Source organism: Streptomyces chlorus (assembly GCF_042655885.1).
Taxonomy (GTDB): Bacteria; Actinomycetota; Actinomycetes; order Streptomycetales; family Streptomycetaceae; genus Streptomyces; species Streptomyces chlorus.
This window is the reverse complement of sequence record NZ_JBHSOA010000127.1, coordinates 28502-44032: the sequence shown is the minus strand read 5'-3', so window position 1 is coordinate 44032 and position 15531 is coordinate 28502. Positions and strand designations below refer to the sequence as shown.

The 15531-nt window shown below is 70.0% G+C and carries 15 protein-coding genes, 7 tRNA genes and 1 pseudogene; 9 read left to right on the top strand and 14 right to left on the bottom strand.

What is annotated here, in order from left to right:
• Nucleotides 1-193: 193 nt before the first annotated feature.
• Nucleotides 194-404: pseudogene (locus tag ACFPZI_RS34015) on the top strand (3'-5' exonuclease); the annotation flags it as partial.
• A 49-nt stretch (nt 405-453) separates the two neighbouring features.
• Here the strand turns inward: ACFPZI_RS34015 and ACFPZI_RS34010 are convergent.
• The 9 genes from ACFPZI_RS34010 to ACFPZI_RS33970 form a co-directional block, all read right to left on the bottom strand.
• Nucleotides 454-525, bottom strand: a tRNA-Val gene (locus tag ACFPZI_RS34010).
• Nucleotides 526-564: 39 nt separating this feature from the next.
• The gene (locus ACFPZI_RS34005; RefSeq protein WP_381371020.1) at nt 565-1014 is read right to left on the bottom strand and encodes an SRPBCC family protein; all 450 of its coding nucleotides are present in this window, start codon (nt 1012-1014) and stop codon (nt 565-567) included.
• Nucleotides 1015-1064: 50 nt separating this feature from the next.
• Nucleotides 1065-3800, bottom strand: coding sequence for an exo-rhamnogalacturonan lyase family protein (locus tag ACFPZI_RS34000; RefSeq protein ID WP_381371019.1), 2736 nt, complete (start codon nt 3798-3800; stop codon nt 1065-1067).
• A 99-nt stretch (nt 3801-3899) separates the two neighbouring features.
• Entirely contained in the window at nt 3900-4499 is a 600-nt protein-coding gene (locus ACFPZI_RS33995) for a hypothetical protein (RefSeq protein ID WP_381371018.1), read from the bottom strand.
• A 32-nt stretch (nt 4500-4531) separates the two neighbouring features.
• Nucleotides 4532-5464 (bottom strand): carbohydrate ABC transporter permease, encoded by a 933-nt coding sequence (locus tag ACFPZI_RS33990; protein ID WP_381371017.1) that lies wholly within the window; start codon nt 5462-5464, stop codon nt 4532-4534.
• Nucleotides 5461-6462, bottom strand: coding sequence for a carbohydrate ABC transporter permease (locus ACFPZI_RS33985; protein WP_381371016.1), 1002 nt, complete (start codon nt 6460-6462; stop codon nt 5461-5463). Before ACFPZI_RS33985 ends, ACFPZI_RS33990 begins: the two co-directional genes overlap by 4 nt.
• Nucleotides 6462-7763, bottom strand: a complete 1302-nt coding sequence (locus ACFPZI_RS33980; protein ID WP_381371015.1) for an ABC transporter substrate-binding protein — start codon at nt 7761-7763, stop codon at nt 6462-6464. The genes ACFPZI_RS33985 and ACFPZI_RS33980 overlap by 1 nt, the downstream gene beginning before the upstream one ends.
• Nucleotides 7764-8186: 423 nt before the next feature.
• Nucleotides 8187-8258: transfer RNA gene (locus tag ACFPZI_RS33975), tRNA-Val, on the bottom strand.
• A gap of 78 nt (nt 8259-8336) precedes the next feature.
• Nucleotides 8337-8798 carry a TIGR02611 family protein gene (locus ACFPZI_RS33970; RefSeq protein WP_381371014.1) on the bottom strand — a complete coding sequence of 154 codons (462 nt, stop codon included), beginning with the start codon at nt 8796-8798 and terminating at the stop codon, nt 8337-8339.
• A gap of 191 nt (nt 8799-8989) precedes the next feature.
• On the opposite strand from ACFPZI_RS33970, the gene ACFPZI_RS33965 reads away from it, so the two are divergent.
• The gene (locus tag ACFPZI_RS33965; protein WP_004002642.1) at nt 8990-9403 is read left to right on the top strand and encodes an SsgA family sporulation/cell division regulator; all 414 of its coding nucleotides are present in this window, start codon (nt 8990-8992) and stop codon (nt 9401-9403) included.
• 275 nt (nt 9404-9678) lie between these two features.
• Nucleotides 9679-10239 (top strand): CGNR zinc finger domain-containing protein, encoded by a 561-nt coding sequence (locus ACFPZI_RS33960; RefSeq protein ID WP_381371013.1) that lies wholly within the window; start codon nt 9679-9681, stop codon nt 10237-10239.
• 138 nt (nt 10240-10377) lie between these two features.
• On the opposite strand, the gene ACFPZI_RS33955 is transcribed toward ACFPZI_RS33960, so the two are convergent.
• Together ACFPZI_RS33955 and ACFPZI_RS33950 are read right to left on the bottom strand one after the other, a co-directional pair.
• Entirely contained in the window at nt 10378-10551 is a 174-nt protein-coding gene (locus ACFPZI_RS33955; RefSeq protein ID WP_257850312.1) for a hypothetical protein, read from the bottom strand.
• A gap of 173 nt (nt 10552-10724) precedes the next feature.
• A complete protein-coding gene (locus tag ACFPZI_RS33950; protein ID WP_381371012.1) occupies nt 10725-11237 on the bottom strand; it encodes a hypothetical protein in 513 nt (170 codons plus the stop codon).
• 237 nt (nt 11238-11474) lie between these two features.
• On the opposite strand from ACFPZI_RS33950, the gene ACFPZI_RS33945 reads away from it, so the two are divergent.
• The gene (locus ACFPZI_RS33945) at nt 11475-11999 is read left to right on the top strand and encodes a DsbA family protein (protein ID WP_381371011.1); all 525 of its coding nucleotides are present in this window, start codon (nt 11475-11477) and stop codon (nt 11997-11999) included.
• A gap of 29 nt (nt 12000-12028) precedes the next feature.
• On the opposite strand, the gene ACFPZI_RS33940 is transcribed toward ACFPZI_RS33945, so the two are convergent.
• From ACFPZI_RS33940 to ACFPZI_RS33930, 3 genes are all read right to left on the bottom strand, one after another.
• A complete protein-coding gene (locus ACFPZI_RS33940) occupies nt 12029-12943 on the bottom strand; it encodes a GNAT family N-acetyltransferase (protein ID WP_381371010.1) in 915 nt (304 codons plus the stop codon).
• A gap of 89 nt (nt 12944-13032) precedes the next feature.
• Nucleotides 13033-13854, bottom strand: a complete 822-nt coding sequence (locus ACFPZI_RS33935; RefSeq protein ID WP_381371009.1) for an aminotransferase class IV — start codon at nt 13852-13854, stop codon at nt 13033-13035.
• The gene (locus ACFPZI_RS33930; protein ID WP_381371008.1) at nt 13851-14903 is read right to left on the bottom strand and encodes a chorismate-binding protein; all 1053 of its coding nucleotides are present in this window, start codon (nt 14901-14903) and stop codon (nt 13851-13853) included. Before ACFPZI_RS33930 ends, ACFPZI_RS33935 begins: the two co-directional genes overlap by 4 nt.
• A gap of 154 nt (nt 14904-15057) precedes the next feature.
• On the opposite strand from ACFPZI_RS33930, the gene ACFPZI_RS33925 reads away from it, so the two are divergent.
• The 5 genes from ACFPZI_RS33925 to ACFPZI_RS33905 all read left to right on the top strand — a co-directional run bounded on the left by ACFPZI_RS33925 (nt 15058) and on the right by ACFPZI_RS33905 (nt 15518).
• Nucleotides 15058-15130: transfer RNA gene (locus ACFPZI_RS33925), tRNA-Gly, on the top strand.
• A gap of 36 nt (nt 15131-15166) precedes the next feature.
• Nucleotides 15167-15240, top strand: a tRNA-Cys gene (locus ACFPZI_RS33920).
• 1 nt (nt 15241) lies between these two features.
• Nucleotides 15242-15313: transfer RNA gene (locus ACFPZI_RS33915), tRNA-Val, on the top strand.
• Nucleotides 15314-15332: 19 nt separating this feature from the next.
• A tRNA-Val gene (locus ACFPZI_RS33910) sits at nt 15333-15404 on the top strand.
• A 42-nt stretch (nt 15405-15446) separates the two neighbouring features.
• Nucleotides 15447-15518: transfer RNA gene (locus ACFPZI_RS33905), tRNA-Val, on the top strand.
• Nucleotides 15519-15531: the final 13 nt, after the last annotated feature.

The window sequence follows — 15531 nt, the reverse complement described above, 5'->3', positions numbered from 1 at the left end:
GCGACGCCATACCTGAGCGCACGCATGGGTGCGATCGTACCGACCCGGACCGGTGCGGGTCGAAATCATTGCCCGTGGCCGTATCCGCCGCCGTCACCGCCCGCGTCCCTCGTGCCGTCCCGGTGATCGCCGTCGGCGCCTCATGCCTCGCCGGAGAGGACCGCGGTTTCCGCGACGCGGTGGCGTCGCCGGTGTCACCCGCGCAGTGGGCCGCCGCTTCGTGTTCCGTCCGGAGCGCCTGTCCCCCGGCGAGCTCCCCATCCCGCAGGTGGTGTGGCACGCGGGCCAGGTCCGGGGCCTTCAAGCCTGGTTCGCCCGCAACGGCACCCCGGGGCCGGTCGACCCCGCCCGGCCCCGCGCCCGAACTGCGGGCGGCGGCGTGGGGGTTCCTTCCGGGCAAGTGACTCCGAGCGCAAAGAAGCCGGTCCGCCTGGGGCGGACCGGCTTTCCCGGTGGGCGATACTGGGTTCGAACCAGTGACCTCTTCGGTGTGAACGAAGCGCTCTCCCACTGAGCTAATCGCCCGGGAACGGACTGAACAATACAGGTCCCGGCGGGCTTGGTTCAAACCGCTTGGAGGTGCGCTGCCAGCCCGCGCCGCCCGGATCTCATCATCAGGGCGTGGTTCGCGTGAAAGAGGGGGCGTCCGGGCAGGGCGAGGCGGCGCAGCAGGGGTGTGCGGACGTCGACCTCCTGGTCGTAGCGGGCGAGTGCGGTGCCGGGGCCGGCGGGGGTGACGGTCCAGCGGGCCCAGCCGTCGAGGTCCCCGGACAGGCGCGTTTCGAGGACTCCGGCCAGGGGATCGCGCCGTGTCTCCCGCAGGGTCGCCATCAGGTCGAAGGGCAGGACGGAGCGGATCCGGACGACCCCGCCGGCGGCGTCGAGCCGGGTGACCTCACGCACCTGCGGCCACCAGCGGGGATAGTCCTCGATGCGCTCCAGGGCGTGGTACACCGGCCCGGCGGGTGCGGGCAGGCTCCACAGACTGCGGAAGCGGTAATGGTTCCGGTCCATGGAAGGAGTGTGCCCGCCCGCGCCCGGGACGTACGGTCTCCTGCCGCCCCTTATGGCATCCGGTGTCCCAGCAGGGCGAGGTTCTCGATGGCGGCGAGGCCGTAGAGCGCGGTGTCGTTGGTGGACACCCAGGTGGCCTCGTCGCCGGCGACCGGGGCGGTCGGTCCGGTCACCTTCTCGGTCCTCCAGGGGGCGGACTCCTGGTAGCCGTCGGAGTGGTAGAACTTGTCCCAGGCCCGGTCGGCGAGCTGGTCGTCGCCGGTCTGCACGGCGGCGTAGGCGTCCAGGCGGGAATGGCCCTGGAAGAGGATCAGGCTGCCGAAGTTCGAGCCGTAACGGGCCGTCTGCTGTGCCTTGGTGGCGTTGAAGTAGCGGCAGTAGTCGTAGTACGCCTCGTTGAAGACCGGCATGTCGACCAGGTCGATGAGTTCGGCGCACAGTTCGTTCAGGCCGAAGACGGCCGACAAGTGGGAGACACCGACCACGGGTTCCTCGGCTATCGCGAACTTCCCGGTGTCCAGGTCGTACAGTCCGCTGCCCTGCACGAATCCGTTGGGCTGGGCGGCGATGGTCTCCATGGTGGACAGGACGCGAGCCTTCGCCTTCTCCCCTTTCGGGCCCCGGCGTTCCCATTCGGTGAGCCAGGCCGAGACGAGGCCGCTCCAGTCGGTACCGAAGCCGATGGACAGGGCGTGCCGGTCGGGGGTGTACGGCTCGGTACGGATCTTGCGCAGGGGGTCCAGGGCGAGGAAGGTCTCGTCGGAGTCCACGTTGGCGTGCATGAGGTCGCCGACGCGTTCGTCGGCGGTGAGGAAGTAGTAGTAGCGCCGGTAGGTGGTGTTGGCGATGCGCTGCTGCTTGGCGCTGTCGGCCCAGTGCTGGACGCCGTGCCGGGTGCCGAGGCCGGCCCACTTGCCCAGGTGGTAGACGTCGACCTCGCCGGTGTGCCGGGTCATCGCCTCGGCGAAACGGAAGATGTCGGCGCGGCCGGAGCGCAGGTAGGCGTACCAGAGCCAGAGGTCGGGCGAGAGTTCGGAGTTGTCCCAGGCGTAGCCGCCGACGTCGTAGCGCCACTGGTGGCGGGCGGTGTCGTAGGTGTGCATGATGTCGCCGTAGTCCCAGAAGCCGTACCAACGGCGCATCTCCACCTGGTCCTTGTAGTAGGTGAAGAGGAAGTCGAGGTGGTCCTCGATCTTCGCCTTGGCCGGGGTGGAGCGGTCGGGTGCGGAGAACAGGCCGGGGCCGAACACCTTGGCGCCGATGAGCTGCTTCGGCGGTGCGGCGAGCTGCGGCAGGACGCGGACGGCCTCGACCTGTTCCGCGAGTTTCTCGGCGCTCGGGGTCGACTCGTTGGCCCAGAAGAGGAGTTCGGAGGTGCGGGCGATGCCGTAGGGGGTACCGAACTCGGGCTCGTAGTCCTCATAGGTGATGTTGAGGCCTTCAAGCTGTTCGGGGAAGGTGTCCTGACCCATGCCGTCGTGGTAGAAGCGCAGGTCCATGGGCTGTGCCTCCGGCGACCAGAGCCAGAGGGTGACCTCGGCCGCGTCGGTGTGGGCGTCGCGGATGTCGAGCTGGGCGGGGTGCTTCTCCCAGAAGTCGCGCAGGCCGAAGGAGAGTCCGCCGCTGACTCCGCCGACGTAGCCGAAGCCGGAGGCGCGTCGTCCGCCGCCGGCGCCGATCCAGCCGTAACCCTTCTTGGTGCGCTTGCGCAGGGCGAAGCCGTCGGCGGAGAGCTGGGAGAGGGTGTAGTCGCCCCATTCGGGGATGTACTGCAGGCGGGTGGTGACCCGTTGGTCCCAGGTGGCGGGGTCGGGCAGCTTCTCGCCCGCGAACTGGGCGGCCTGCACGGCGGCGCCCGGATCGCGGCGCAGTCCGGTGATGCCCTTGACGGCCTCGCGCAGCAGTCCGGTGCCCTCGCCGCCGATGCGGATGTGCCGGTCGTAGGACTCGTCGCGCAGGGGCACGGTGAAGCGGACGCCGATGCCGCGGATGAAGTCGCCGCTCGCCCTGCCGGGTTCCTGCGTGCCGTCGTAGGTGATGGTGTGCACCATGCGGAAGGAGTCGGCGCCCGCGTAGAAGTAGAGGCGGATGGAGAAGGGCAGCCAACTGCGGTGGCCCTTACGGTGTCTGCCGTCGACGCGGACGACGGCGCGGACCGGTCCCGCCTGTTCGACGGTGACCTCGTCGATGGCGCCGTCGAAGCGCTCGGTCCTGACGGTGGACTGGTCGCCGTCTGCGAACTCGGGCTGGCGCAGCAGGACGAGGCGGCCGTTCCTGGCGATCTCGGTGGAGCCGCGGGTGACGGACTTGACGAGGGTGGCGCCGGACTTGGCGATTCTCGCGGCGATGACGCCGGTCGAGATGTCGACGGTGCCGCCGCGCTGGTCGACGGTGACCTTCTTCTCCGGTGCCGCGGGGGTTCCGGCGGCCAGGGTGAGCTTGCCGGTGCCGGAACTCACCGCGTGCGCGGTCCACTTGAGGGAGCCGTCCGGCCAGTAGGCGAGCGGCCAGGACTGTATGGGTACGGCCCTGCCGTCGGCATCGGCCAGCGCGAAGGTCTGGTCGCCCCGGTGGACGCCCTTGGGCCATGGCACGCCGACGGTGGATCCGGGTGCCGCGCCGAGGCCGCCGTCCTCGAGCCAGTCCAGGGTCACGGGGTCCTCGCCGGCACTCTCGGCTCTCGGCGCGGCGGCGGCGTCGCGGGCGCCGAGAGCCCAGCTGAACTGGGCGGCGGCGCCTGCGACGGCGGCCGCTTTCAGGAGGGACCTGCGGGGGATGGGGGACATGGCCTTTCCTTTCCGTGCGGGATGCAAGGGGATGTCAAGGGCATGACAGATCCAGGCGCGGCGCCGGGGCGCCGGCCCTGGTACGAAAGGCACCGCCCGTCAGCGGTGCCGGTAGCGCTCCTCCACGGCGACGGACGCCGCCGCGACCGCGCCCAGGACGGGCAGAGCGAGCGGCGCACTGAACCAGGCGGAGCAGACCACCGCGGCCAGCCCGCCGACGATCAGGAAGGATCCGGCGGGATCGAGCACGGTGCGGCGGGCAGCCTGCGCGAACAGCGACCGCCAGGAGTCCCCGGGCCGCCAGGAGGCCGCCGCGCGCAGCCCGGCGACGACCGCCGCGATCAGGGCGAGCACGCCGACGGCGCCCGCGAACTCACCGCCCGGCAGCCCGGCCCGTACGGCCCGCACGTCCACCCAGATCACGGCGAGGGCGGCCCACCCGGCGAGTCCGACGAGCCACCCGCCGCGCAGCGCCGACCGGTAGTCGGCCGTGAACTCCCGCAGCCCGCCGCGCTCATGGGCGAGCTGCCGCCCGAGGTGCCGCGAGCCGGCCGCGAACGCCGCGGGGTAGGTGACCAGCGGCAGCGAGGCCAGCGCGATCCACACCCCGGTGAGCAGGCACTCGGCGAACAGGGCGAACTTTCCGGCGAGTGGTGACTCGCCGCGTGCGGTACGGGTCTCGGCGCGCGCCTGGGTCATGGTCGGTCCACCTCGGTCACGATCGGTTCACCTCAGCCCTTCAGGCCGGACGTGGCCATGCCGTCGATGAGGTAGCGCTGGAAGGCAAGGAAGAAGGCCAGCACCGGCAGCAGCGCGACCAGGGACATGGCGATCATGCCGCCGTAGTTCGCCAGCCCTTCCTGGTCGACGAACATCTTCAGGCCGAGCGAAACGGTGTACTTGCTGGGCTCGTTGAGGTAGATCAGCGGACCCATGAAGTCGTTCCAGGCGTTGATGAAGGTGAAGAGGGCACTGGTGATCAGGGCCGGCCGGCACAGCGGGAGCACGATCGACCAGTAGATGCGGAAGTGCCCGCAGCCGTCGAGCCGGGCCGCCTCGTCGAGTTCCCTGGGCAGGTTGCGCATGAACTGCACCATCAGGAAGACGAAGAACGCCTCCGTGGCCAGGTACTTCCCCAGCAGGAGCGGGGTGTAGGTGTTGATCATGTCCATGTTGCGGAAGAGCACGTACTGCGGGATGAGCAGCACGTGGTACGGCAGCAGCAGGGTGCCGATCATCAGGGTGAAGAGCAGATTGCGGCCGGCGAACCTGATCTTCGCGAAGGCGTAGGCGGTCAGTGAGCAGGACACCACGATCCCGATCACCGAACCGACGGCGAGGAAGAGTGAGTTGAAGAAGAACGTGGAGATCTGGATGTCCGCGATGCCGTCGGCGAGGCTCGTGTAGTTGGCGGTGATCGGGTCGGCCGGGAAGAGGTCCAGGCTGCCGACGATGTCCTCGCTGTTCTTGAAGGACCCGCCGATGACCCAGATCACCGGGTAGAGGATCACCGCGAGGATCGCCAGCGACCCGATGTGCCAGGCCAGCGAGCCGGGCAGACGGCGCCGCAGGGCCCCCGCCCTCGTGGACCGGGCCGGTGTGGCGCCGGTGGCCGATGGGGGTGCCCCCTGACCGAGCGGAGTCGAGAGATCGGGGGAGCTCATCGGCCGCCCTCCTCGTAGTGCACCCAGCGCTTCTGGGACCGGAAGAGCACCGCGGTGACCAGGGCGACCGCGACCAGCAGCATCCACGCCATCGCGGAGGCCAGGCCCATCCGGCTGTTCTCGAAGCCCTGGACGTACAGATAACAGGTATAGACCATGGTTCCGTCCGCGGGACCGCAGGCGTTGCCTCCGGCGCCGCCGCCGACGATGTAGGCCGAGCTGAAGATCTGGAAGGAGTGGATGGTCTCCAGCAGCACGTTGAAGAAGAGGACCGGGGAGATCATCGGCAGGGTGATGTTCCAGAACTGCCGGAGTCTGCCCGCTCCGTCGACGTCCGCCGCCTCGTACAGCTCGCGCGGCACCTGCTTCAGGCCGGCCAGGAAGATCACCATGGGTGCGCCGAACTGCCAGACGGTGAGCGCCACCAGGCTGTAGATGATCAGGTCCGGGTCACCGGTCCAGCCGCCGGCGTCGACGCCGAAGAGCTTCTGCGTGCGGTCGACGATCGCGTCGTCGGAGAAGATCGCCTTCCACACGATGGCGACGGAGACGCTCGCCCCGATCAGCGACGGCGCGTAGAAGGCGGCCCGGTAGAAGGCCTGCCCGCGCCGCTTCTGGGCCAGCAGCAGCGCCACCCCGAGCGCTGCAATCAGCTTGATCGGCGTACCGACGACCACGTACCAGAGGGTGACCTGCACCGAGTGGCGCCAGCGCGGGTCGGCGAACATCTCGGAGAAGTTGTCCAGGCCGATCCACCGGGGGGCGTCGAACAGGTTGTAGTCGGTGAACGCGAAGTAGAGCGAGGCGGCCATCGGGCCCGCCGTCAGCAGCAGGAACCCGGCGATCCAGGGGGACACGAAGAGGTAGCCGGCCAGGTTCTCCCGGCGGCCCCGCCGTTTGAGGGCGGCGGGGCGCGGGGACTTCACCGGACCGTGCCGCGGCTCGGAGTCCCGGGTGAGGTCCTCCGTCGCAGGGGCGTGTGTCACGGCGCTTCCCATCAGCCGGCGAGAGCCGTCTTCGACTCGGTGAAGAACTGCTTGACGGCGTCCGCCACGGAACGCTTGCCCAGGCCCAGTTCCTCACCGATGCGCAGGAACGCGGCCTCGCAGATGTCGGCGCCGTTCGGGTGCGGGGTGATGGGCTCCAGGACGCCCGACTCGACGAGGGACTCCTCGTAGGCGGCGATCGCCTTGTTGACCGGGTCGGTCGGCTGGTACGCGTCGAACTGGGCCTGTGTCGTGGGCACACCACGGTCGTATCCCATGATCTTGGCGACCTCGGGATCGTGCACCATGAAGTCGATGAACTGGGCGACTTCCTTGGGGTGCTGGGTGCGCTTGGAGGCACTGAGCATCAGGGAGCCGAGATACTGACCGGTCTTCCTGCCGTCCGTGGTCGGGATGGGTGCGAGGCCGTACTCACTCTTGCCCTCGGAGGTGTAGCGGACGGTGAAGTTGTCCCAGGTGAACTCGCTTCCGGCGAGTTCGGCGGAGAGCGCCGACTTGGGCTTGATCTGGGCGACCTTCTTCGGGTCGGCGAACAGGCCGGTCCTGACGCCCTTCTCGGCCTTGGTCCACCACTGGGTCAGATCCGCCTCGGTGAAGCCCAGTCCGTCCTCGGTGAAGAACGCCTTGCCGTTCTGCCGCAGATACAGGTCGTAGAGGTACATGACGCCGTACATGCCGCTGTCCCCGGCCCGGCCCGCCTTGTCGCGGATCTTCGCCATCGCCTCGTCGAAGTCGTCCCAGGTCCAACCCTGTTCGGGCTTGATGCCGGCCCGGGTGTAGACGGGCTTGTCGATGACCAGGGCCAACGAGTTCGACCCCACGGGCACACCGAGGAGCTTGCCGTCGACCTCGCCGAACTTCTCCAGGCCCGCCCGGAAGCCGTCCATGGAGAGGTTGCCGGCCTTCACCTGCTCACCGAGATCGAGCAGCACATTCTTCGCGTCGTATTTACGCAGGAATCCGATGGCATTCTGGAATACGTCCGGCGGATTCCCCCCGGAGGCCTGCGTGTTGAACTTCTTCCAGAAGTCGGGGTAGGGCTGGAAGTCGGTCTTGATCTTGATCTTCGGGTACTTCTTCTCGAAGAGCGCGATGGTCTTGTTGATCCGCTCGGCCCGGTCCTCGGCACCCCACCAGGAGTAGCGGAGTGTGACGCTCCCGTCACCCGATCCGCTTCCGTCGCCGCACGCGGTGGCCGTGGCACCCAGCCCCGCGACGGCCAGCGAGACTCCCGCCGCCTTGAGGATCGTCCGCCTCCCGGCCTGCCTCTCCGCATTCCCGCCCTGCTGCATACGAGCCTCCCCGCTACGTCGCGTCCGCCTCATGAATCGTTTCAAGCAAGCGCTTGCTGGCACAAAGTACGGAGGACCCACGAGCGCGTCAATGATTCGGACAGGAATCGATGGGCGCACCGGCCGGGCGGGATCCGCGACGGCTCGCACCCCTTCGGCGGACACGGACGGAAACACCCAGGTCCACGCGGCCCGACCGACGACCGAACGCCGCCGGGCCCACCGGAACGCGGGGCCCGGAAGGTCACGGTTGAGTGAAGGGCGGCACGGGCGGGGCGGGCGCACCGCCCGCGCCGGCAGGCGCGGGACAACCGGACGGAGGCATCACACGACCTCACCGCCACGCACCCGCGCGCCGGCCGGGGACACAGATGCACCGCGGCCCGGCTCACTGTCGGTGAGCCGGGCCGCGGTGTGATCCGGTGGGCGATACTGGGTTCGAACCAGTGACCTCTTCGGTGTGAACGAAGCGCTCTCCCACTGAGCTAATCGCCCGGACGCAGGAAGAACATTACCCCATGTCAGGGAGTGCCTGTGCCGGGCGGGATCCGGTGGTCGCACCCCCGCCGCGGCTCACTGGTTCTCGATCTTCCAGGGCATCACGATGCCGAACTTCCACAGGTAGACCCCGGCCACCGCGGCCGCGATCACGAGGGCGATGGTGGTCAGGATGATGTTCCGGCGCCGCACCCGGGGATCGAGTGCGCGCTGCGCCGCCTCGGTGACCTTGCGCTTGGTCCACCGGAGCACCAGCTGGGCCCAGACGAACTCGGTGGCCCAGATCGCCATGCCGCCGAAGATCACCACCCAGCCCGGCCCGGGGAGCACCAGCATGGCGGCGCCGGCCGTCACGACCGCGAGCCCCACGATGAAGACGCCCACCTGCCAGCTCAGGTGCAGGGTGCGGCGCCCCTTGACGAAGGCCGGCGCCCTGGAGCCCAGCGCCCGCTCGTCCGACGTCTGGTCGGTCCTGTCCATCCCCGCTCGATCCGCCGTCATGGCCGCCTCGCCGGGTGTGTCACTCCCCGTGTTCATATGTCCAAACACTACCGGAGCGCATCACGCCACCGGAACGGGCGCAGCTCGCGAACGACCTTTCGGCCGGTGGAGTTACGTAAACCCATGCAAAACACTCAGAGGGGTTTACAACGGCACCGTAGGTGGCATGTCGATTTCGCCGACGTGCGAATCCCCGAGCGCACACTGAGCGAAAGGCCCTGGCGCTTATGAACACCACGGTCAGCTGCGAGCTGCACCTGCGCCTCGTTGTGTCGAGCGAGTCCTCCCTGCCTGTCCCCGCAGGCCTGCGGTACGACACGGCCGACCCCTACGCCGTGCACGCCACCTTCCACACCGGAGCCGAGGAGACCGTCGAGTGGGTGTTCGCCCGCGACCTCCTCGCCGAGGGGCTTCACCGCCCCACTGGCACCGGCGACGTCCGCGTCTGGCCGTCGCGCAGTCACGGTCAGGGCGTCGTCTGCATCGCCCTGAGCTCTCCGGAGGGAGAGGCTCTGCTCGAGGCCCCGGCACGGGCTCTGGAGTCCTTCCTGAAGCGTACGGACGCCGCCGTGCCTCCCGGCACGGAACACCGGCACTTCGACCTCGATCAGGAGCTCTCGCACATCCTGGCGGAAAGCTAGGCGAGGGTTCACCAAGCTGCCCGACGCCGTCGACTCGGGGTGACGGCTCGGGCCCTGACAGCCGTGCAACGGCATACAACGGCGCCGACGCCGCGGGATACCGCGGGCGGCGCCGTTGTGCCGCGCGCGAGCTCCGGCACGGAACCCTGGGGGACTGTTCCTCCGCGGCCCTCGAAGCCGGGTGCGAGCGAGGAGCGTTCATGGGCCCGCGGGAGCCACTACCATCGGCCAGCATCGGCGGGCGCCCGCCCGACCCTCAGGCCAGGGAGCGAATCGTGCTGATCACCCACGACACCCGATGTGCGCTGGACACCGTGGTGGATCTGGTGAACTCCGCGCCGGAGGACGACACGGCACCGGAGGGGCTGTCGGACGTCCCGGCTCTCGAGGCCTTCGTGCGCAGCCACGAGGTCAGCGAGGTCGGGGTCCTCACGGAGTTCGACCTGTCGGCGGTGCGCAGGATTCGCGGACGGTTCGCGTCGGTCTTCGCCGCTCCCGACGCCCACAGCGCCGCCAAACTGATCAACGAGCTGATCGCGGCCGCGGGCACCACGCCCCGGCTCACCAACCACGACGGCTACGACTGGCACGTGCACTACTTCGCCCCCGGCGCCTCGGTCACCGATCACCTGGCGGCGGACTGCGGGATGGCACTGGCGTTCTTCGTGGTCGCCGGCGAGCAGGAGCGACTGCGGCGCTGCGAGGCCCCGGACTGCCGGCACGCCTTCGTCGATCTCTCCCGCAACCGCTCACGCCGCTACTGCGACAGCCGCACCTGTGGCAACCGCCTGCACGTCGCCGCGTACCGCGCACGCCGCAAGGAGGCGGCGGGCTGAGCATACGGAGCGGGGCGGGGCCGCACTCCGGGCTGAGCCGAACCGGCCGAACCGCGTGAGCCGGGCGTACGGCGGGCAACGTTGCGATGCCGTGCCGACGCGGTCCCGACGGGTGGCGCCGGGTACCGCGGGTACGGCTCACAGCCAGAGCAGGTCATGCAGGGCAGCCGTGAGCAGCAGACACCCGATCACCGCAAGGAAGATCATCAGCGGTGGCTGGGAAAGGGCGAAGAGGCATCCGCGCGGCTCGTCCTGCGGCGGCGCGGCCTCGCTCTGTGTCGTGTCCAGCATCTCGCGGCGATCATGACGCATCGGGAGCACCCGAGGCGATCACCACTCACGAACTGAACGCGACGGCGTCGTTTCCGCGATCCATGGTCCAGGTTGTGATCGTTTGCGCACGCTCCGGGACCGCCTGTGACGCTTCGGCCCGCTCCCGCGTCACCCCCGTCACCTGCGGTGCGGCGCGCCCGGCCAGGGCACCTTCATATGCCGTGCTTCTTGAGGATCGCCTCGATGTCGCTGAAGTCGTCGTCGCCCTTGGGCGCGGCCGTGGGGCGGGGCGCCGCCGGGCGGGAGCCGGGGCCCAGGGAGGGGGCCGAGGCCGTGGGGGCCACTGCCCCGGGCTGTGCGGACGCCCCGGCCGTCCGGCGCTGCTGCTTGCGTTCCTTCCGCTCCTGGCGGGTGCCGCCGCGCCGGTGCTCCACCGCGCGCGTGGTCATGAACAGCACCCAGGACAGGCCCAGCACGCTGAAGCCCGCCCAGGCCGTGGGGCTGATGGCGGTGTCGGCCAGCCACTCGACGACACCGATCATCACCAGGCCGATGGGAACGAGCGCATAGGCGGCGATGCGGGTCGCGGTGAGGAAGCGCTTGCGGTAGGCCGTGACCAGCGCGATGCCCAGGCCTGCCGCGGACACGGCGGAGCAGACGGTCTCGGCAATCATCCGGTCCTCCAGGCAGGGGTTCGGTGGCATCGGGTACTTCGTCCCTTCCATCCTGCACCTTCCGGACCCCACCGGGCCATGGCTCCGGTCGCAGATCAGGGACATCTCCGGGTCGGCTCCTCCGCAGGTGCCGGTGCGGTGTACTCCCCCGGGGCCGGTCGTTCGGATCATGCCGGGTTCGCGGGTCCCGGTGCCTGACACAGCCTGATCCACACGAAGGACCCTCGGGGCCGGACAGGCGACAGGTCCGATTGGGTGCCGCGGCGCGGGGCTGGAAGACTGTCGGCCATGAGTGACTCCTCCCCCGGCCGTGCCGCCGCCCCCGTACTCGACGTGTGGTGCGAGCTGCAGTGCCCGGACTGCCGTGACGCCCTCGACGATCTCCGCGCCCTGCGCGCCCGGTACGGCGACCGTCTGGAGCTGCGGCTGCGGCACTTCCCGCTGGAGAAGCACAAGCACGCCTTCGCCGCCGCCCAGGCCTCCGAGGAGGCGGCCGAGCAGGGGCAGGGCTGGGCCTACGCCGAGGCCGTGCTGGGACGGGTCGAGGAACTGAGCCGGGCGGGAGAACCCTTCCTGGTCGAGGTCGCCCGGGAACTCGGGCTGGACGCCGAGGAGTTCGACACCGCGCTGATCGACGGCCGGCACATTCTGATCGTGGACGCCGACCATGCCGAGGGCAAGGCGATCGGGGTGACCGGCACCCCGACCTATGTCATCGGCGGCGAGCGTCTCGACGGCGGCAAGAGTCAGGAGGGCCTGCGCGAACGCATCGAGGAGATCGCGGACCGGCTCCTCGCCGACCAGGACGGCTGACCGGAAGCCCCCTGCCTCTGCTCTTGCCCCTACAGCAGGTGCTTGTACATCGCGTACCGCCTCGGCCCGTAGCCGAGTGACGCGTAGAGCCGCTCCGCCGGGGTGTTGCCCGCGAAGACGTTGAGACCGATGGCGCGTTTCCCCGCGGCGATCGACTGCGCCTCGGCGAGCAGCATGAGGGAACGTCCGTGCCCCCGGCCGCGGTGTGCGGCGTCGGCCTCGACGTCGAACACGAATGCCTGTTCCGCGCGGACCGCGAGCCACAGCGTGCCCACGGGTGTGTCCTCGTGTTCGAGGACGCTGAGGATCATGTCCTCCGAGTCCCGCCCGTCGGGCAGCAGGGCGGCGTGGTCCTTGGCCGCCTTGGCCCGCGCCTCGGTCTCCGGCACACCACGCTCGATCCAGTCCCGCGCGTACTCCGCCTCGCTCCTGACCGACCAGGGGCCGAACTCGGCGTCGGTCATCGGCCGTCCGCGACTGCCCGCCGGCAGGGTGGGCGGGCAGTCCCCCAGCGTCCTCTCCATGCTGTAGTTGCGCACGACGTAGCCGAGCTCCGTGGCGAGGCGGAACGCGGGCCCGGCGGGGGCACCGGACCCGGTTGCCCGTCTCTCGGCTCCTCCGGCTTCGGCTTCGGCTTCGGCTTCGGCTTCGGCTTCGGCTTCGGCTTCGGCTTCGACGGGGACCGTCACCTCAATGCGGCGGCAGCCCCAGCCGCGGGCGATCTCCTCGGCGGCGAGCGCGGCCACCGTGCCCCGGCCGCGCCTGCGGTCCGGCTCCTCGATCCGCAGGCTCATGATCCGGGCCACGGCGTCACCGAAGACGGGATGCGTACCGATGCGTATGCGTCCGACGGGACGGCTGTTGACGCACACCTGGTAGCGGCGGGAGCGCGTGCCGTCGGGATTCTGCTGAAGCGGCTCGGACGGCCGCAGGGTCGTGGTCATCACAGGTGTTCTACCCCTGCGGCCGCCCGGATCAGCCGAAGGTCACGTCCCGGCCCCGCGCCTGGCCCCGCACCCGCTCCCGGGCCTCGTCACGGATCGAGGTCGGCCGCCGCGTGCTCGTCGAAGATCCGCATGGCCTTGGCCGTCACCGGGCCCGGGGCGCCGGGCAGTTCACGCTCGTCGACGCGCCGCACGGCCTGTACGTCCCGCAGGGTGGAGGTGAGGAAGACCTCGTCGGCCCGCTGGAGGACGTCCATCGGCAGGTCGGTCTCGGTCGCACCGGTCCACTTGACGGCCAGCGCCCGGGTGATGCCCGCGAGACAGCCCGAGGCGACCGGCGGGGTGTGGATCTCGCCGTCCAGGACGACGAAGACATTGGATCCCGTGCCCTCGCAGAGCCGGCCGGCCGTGTTGCCGAACAGCGCCTCGGAGGCGCCCTGTTCGCGGGCACGGGCGAGGGCGACCACGTTCTCGGCGTAGGAGGTGGTCTTCAGGCCGGTGAGCGCGCCGCGTTCGTTGCGGGTCCAGGGGACGGTGATCACGGCGGTGGAGTCGGGGCGGCGTGCGGTGTCGCCCAGGGCGACGACGAGGGTCGGCCCGTGTTCGCCGCGGTCGGAGCCGAGGGGGCCGTGGCCGCCGGTGAAGGTGATGCGCAGCCGGCCGAGCGGCATGGGGTTGGCCTCGATGACGGCGGCGCAGGCGCGGCGGACCTCGTCGAGGTCGGGTTCGGGCAGGCCGAGGCCCCGGGCGGAGCGGGCCAGCCGGTCGAGATGCCGGGTCAGCGCGAACGGTCTGCCGTCCACCGTCTTCACGGTCTCGAAGATGCCGTCGCCCACGGTCAGTCCGTGGTCGAAGACGGAGACGCGGGCGGACTCGCTGTCCTGCAGCCCGCCGTCGAGCCAGATCTTCACCTCATGGTCCCTTCGCTCACCTCGTGCGTGCCCGACGCTACCGCGAGCAGCCGGGACGCCTTCAGTTCGGTCTCCCGCCACTCCCCCTCCGGGTCGGATCCCCAGGTGATGCCGGCGCCGGTGCCGAAGCGGAGCACGGCTCGGCCGTGGGGCTCCCGGTCGATCCAGAAGGTACGGATGCCCACCGCCAGCCCGGCGGTGCCCCGGTCGGCGTCGACCCAGCCGATGCCGCCGCAGTACGGGCCCCGGGGCACCGGCTCCAGGGTGTCGATGATCCGCAGGGCGCTCGACTTGGGCGCGCCGGTGACGGAGCCGGGCGGGAACGCGGCGGCGAACAGCTCGGGCCAGCCGGCCCCGGACCGCAGCCCGCCCCGCACCGTCGACACCAGGTGCACCAGCCCCGGATGCTTCTCGACGGCGCACAGGTCGGGCACCGTGACGCTGCCGGTGGCGCAGACCTGGCCGAGGTCGTTGCGGACCAGGTCGACGATCATCACGTTCTCGGCGTAGTCCTTGTCGAGGAGGTCGGCCTCGGTGCGTCCGGTGCCCTTGATCGGCCCGGACTCGACGACGCTCCCCTCACGGCTCAGGAAGAGCTCGGGCGACGCGGTGGCGATCTCCACGCCGTGCCCCGGCAGGCGGATCGTCCCTGCGTACGGTGCCGGGTTGCCGCGGGCCAGCAGAGCGGTGAGAGCGTCCACGTCGGCGTCGGCCGGGACGGGGGCGGACAGGACACGGCAGAGGTTGGCCTGGTACACCTCGCCGACGGCTATGTGCGCGCGGATGCGCCGCACGCCGGCCACGTACGCGGCGTGGTCCAGGGAGGACGTCCAGTCACCGGCGGCCGGCCCGCGCCAGCCGCCCGGCACCGGCGCGGGTACCGGCTGCTCCCGTACGTCACGGAAGCGCGCGCAGGTCAGACGGCCCTCGAAGTCCGCGCAGACGGCCCAGAAACCGTGCGAGTCCAGGGCCGCCGGGTCGTCGGTGACATCGAGGAGACCGCTGGCGACGCGGCTGCCGAAGCGGGCGAGAGGCGGGAGATCGAGCACACCGTCGAGTGTATGGCGGGGTCGTCGAGGTGACCCGGCCATGTCCGTGAGCAGGCGCAGCGCAGCACGCTGCACAAACGGGTTTTTGTGCTGGCCCCGGAATCCGCTAGAGTTCACCACGTCGCCGGAACGCGCAAGCGGACCGGACCGACAGGCGGACGTAGCTCAGTTGGTAGAGCGCAACCTTGCCAAGGTTGAGGTCGCGAGTTCGAACCTCGTCGTCCGCTCGAAGGATCGGGGGCCTCCCGGGCCCCTGCACTCCTGGTGGAGTGGCCGAGAGGCGAGGCAACGGCCTGCAAAGCCGTCTACACGGGTTCAAATCCCGTCTCCACCTCCATGGACGATTAGCTCAGCGGGAGAGCGCTTCCCTGACACGGAAGAGGTCACTGGTTCAATCCCAGTATCGTCCACTGGATCTTCGGATCCTCCGCGCGATTAGCTCAGCGGGAGAGCGCTTCCCTGACACGGAAGAGGTCACTGGTTCAATCCCAGTATCGCGCACGTACCCTCATGATCCGCTCCTTGGAGCGGGCCTGGTCCCGAGGACGATTAGCTCAGCGGGAGAGCGCTTCCCTGACACGGAAGAGGTCACTGGTTCAATCCCAGTATCGTCCACATCACCCCGGAA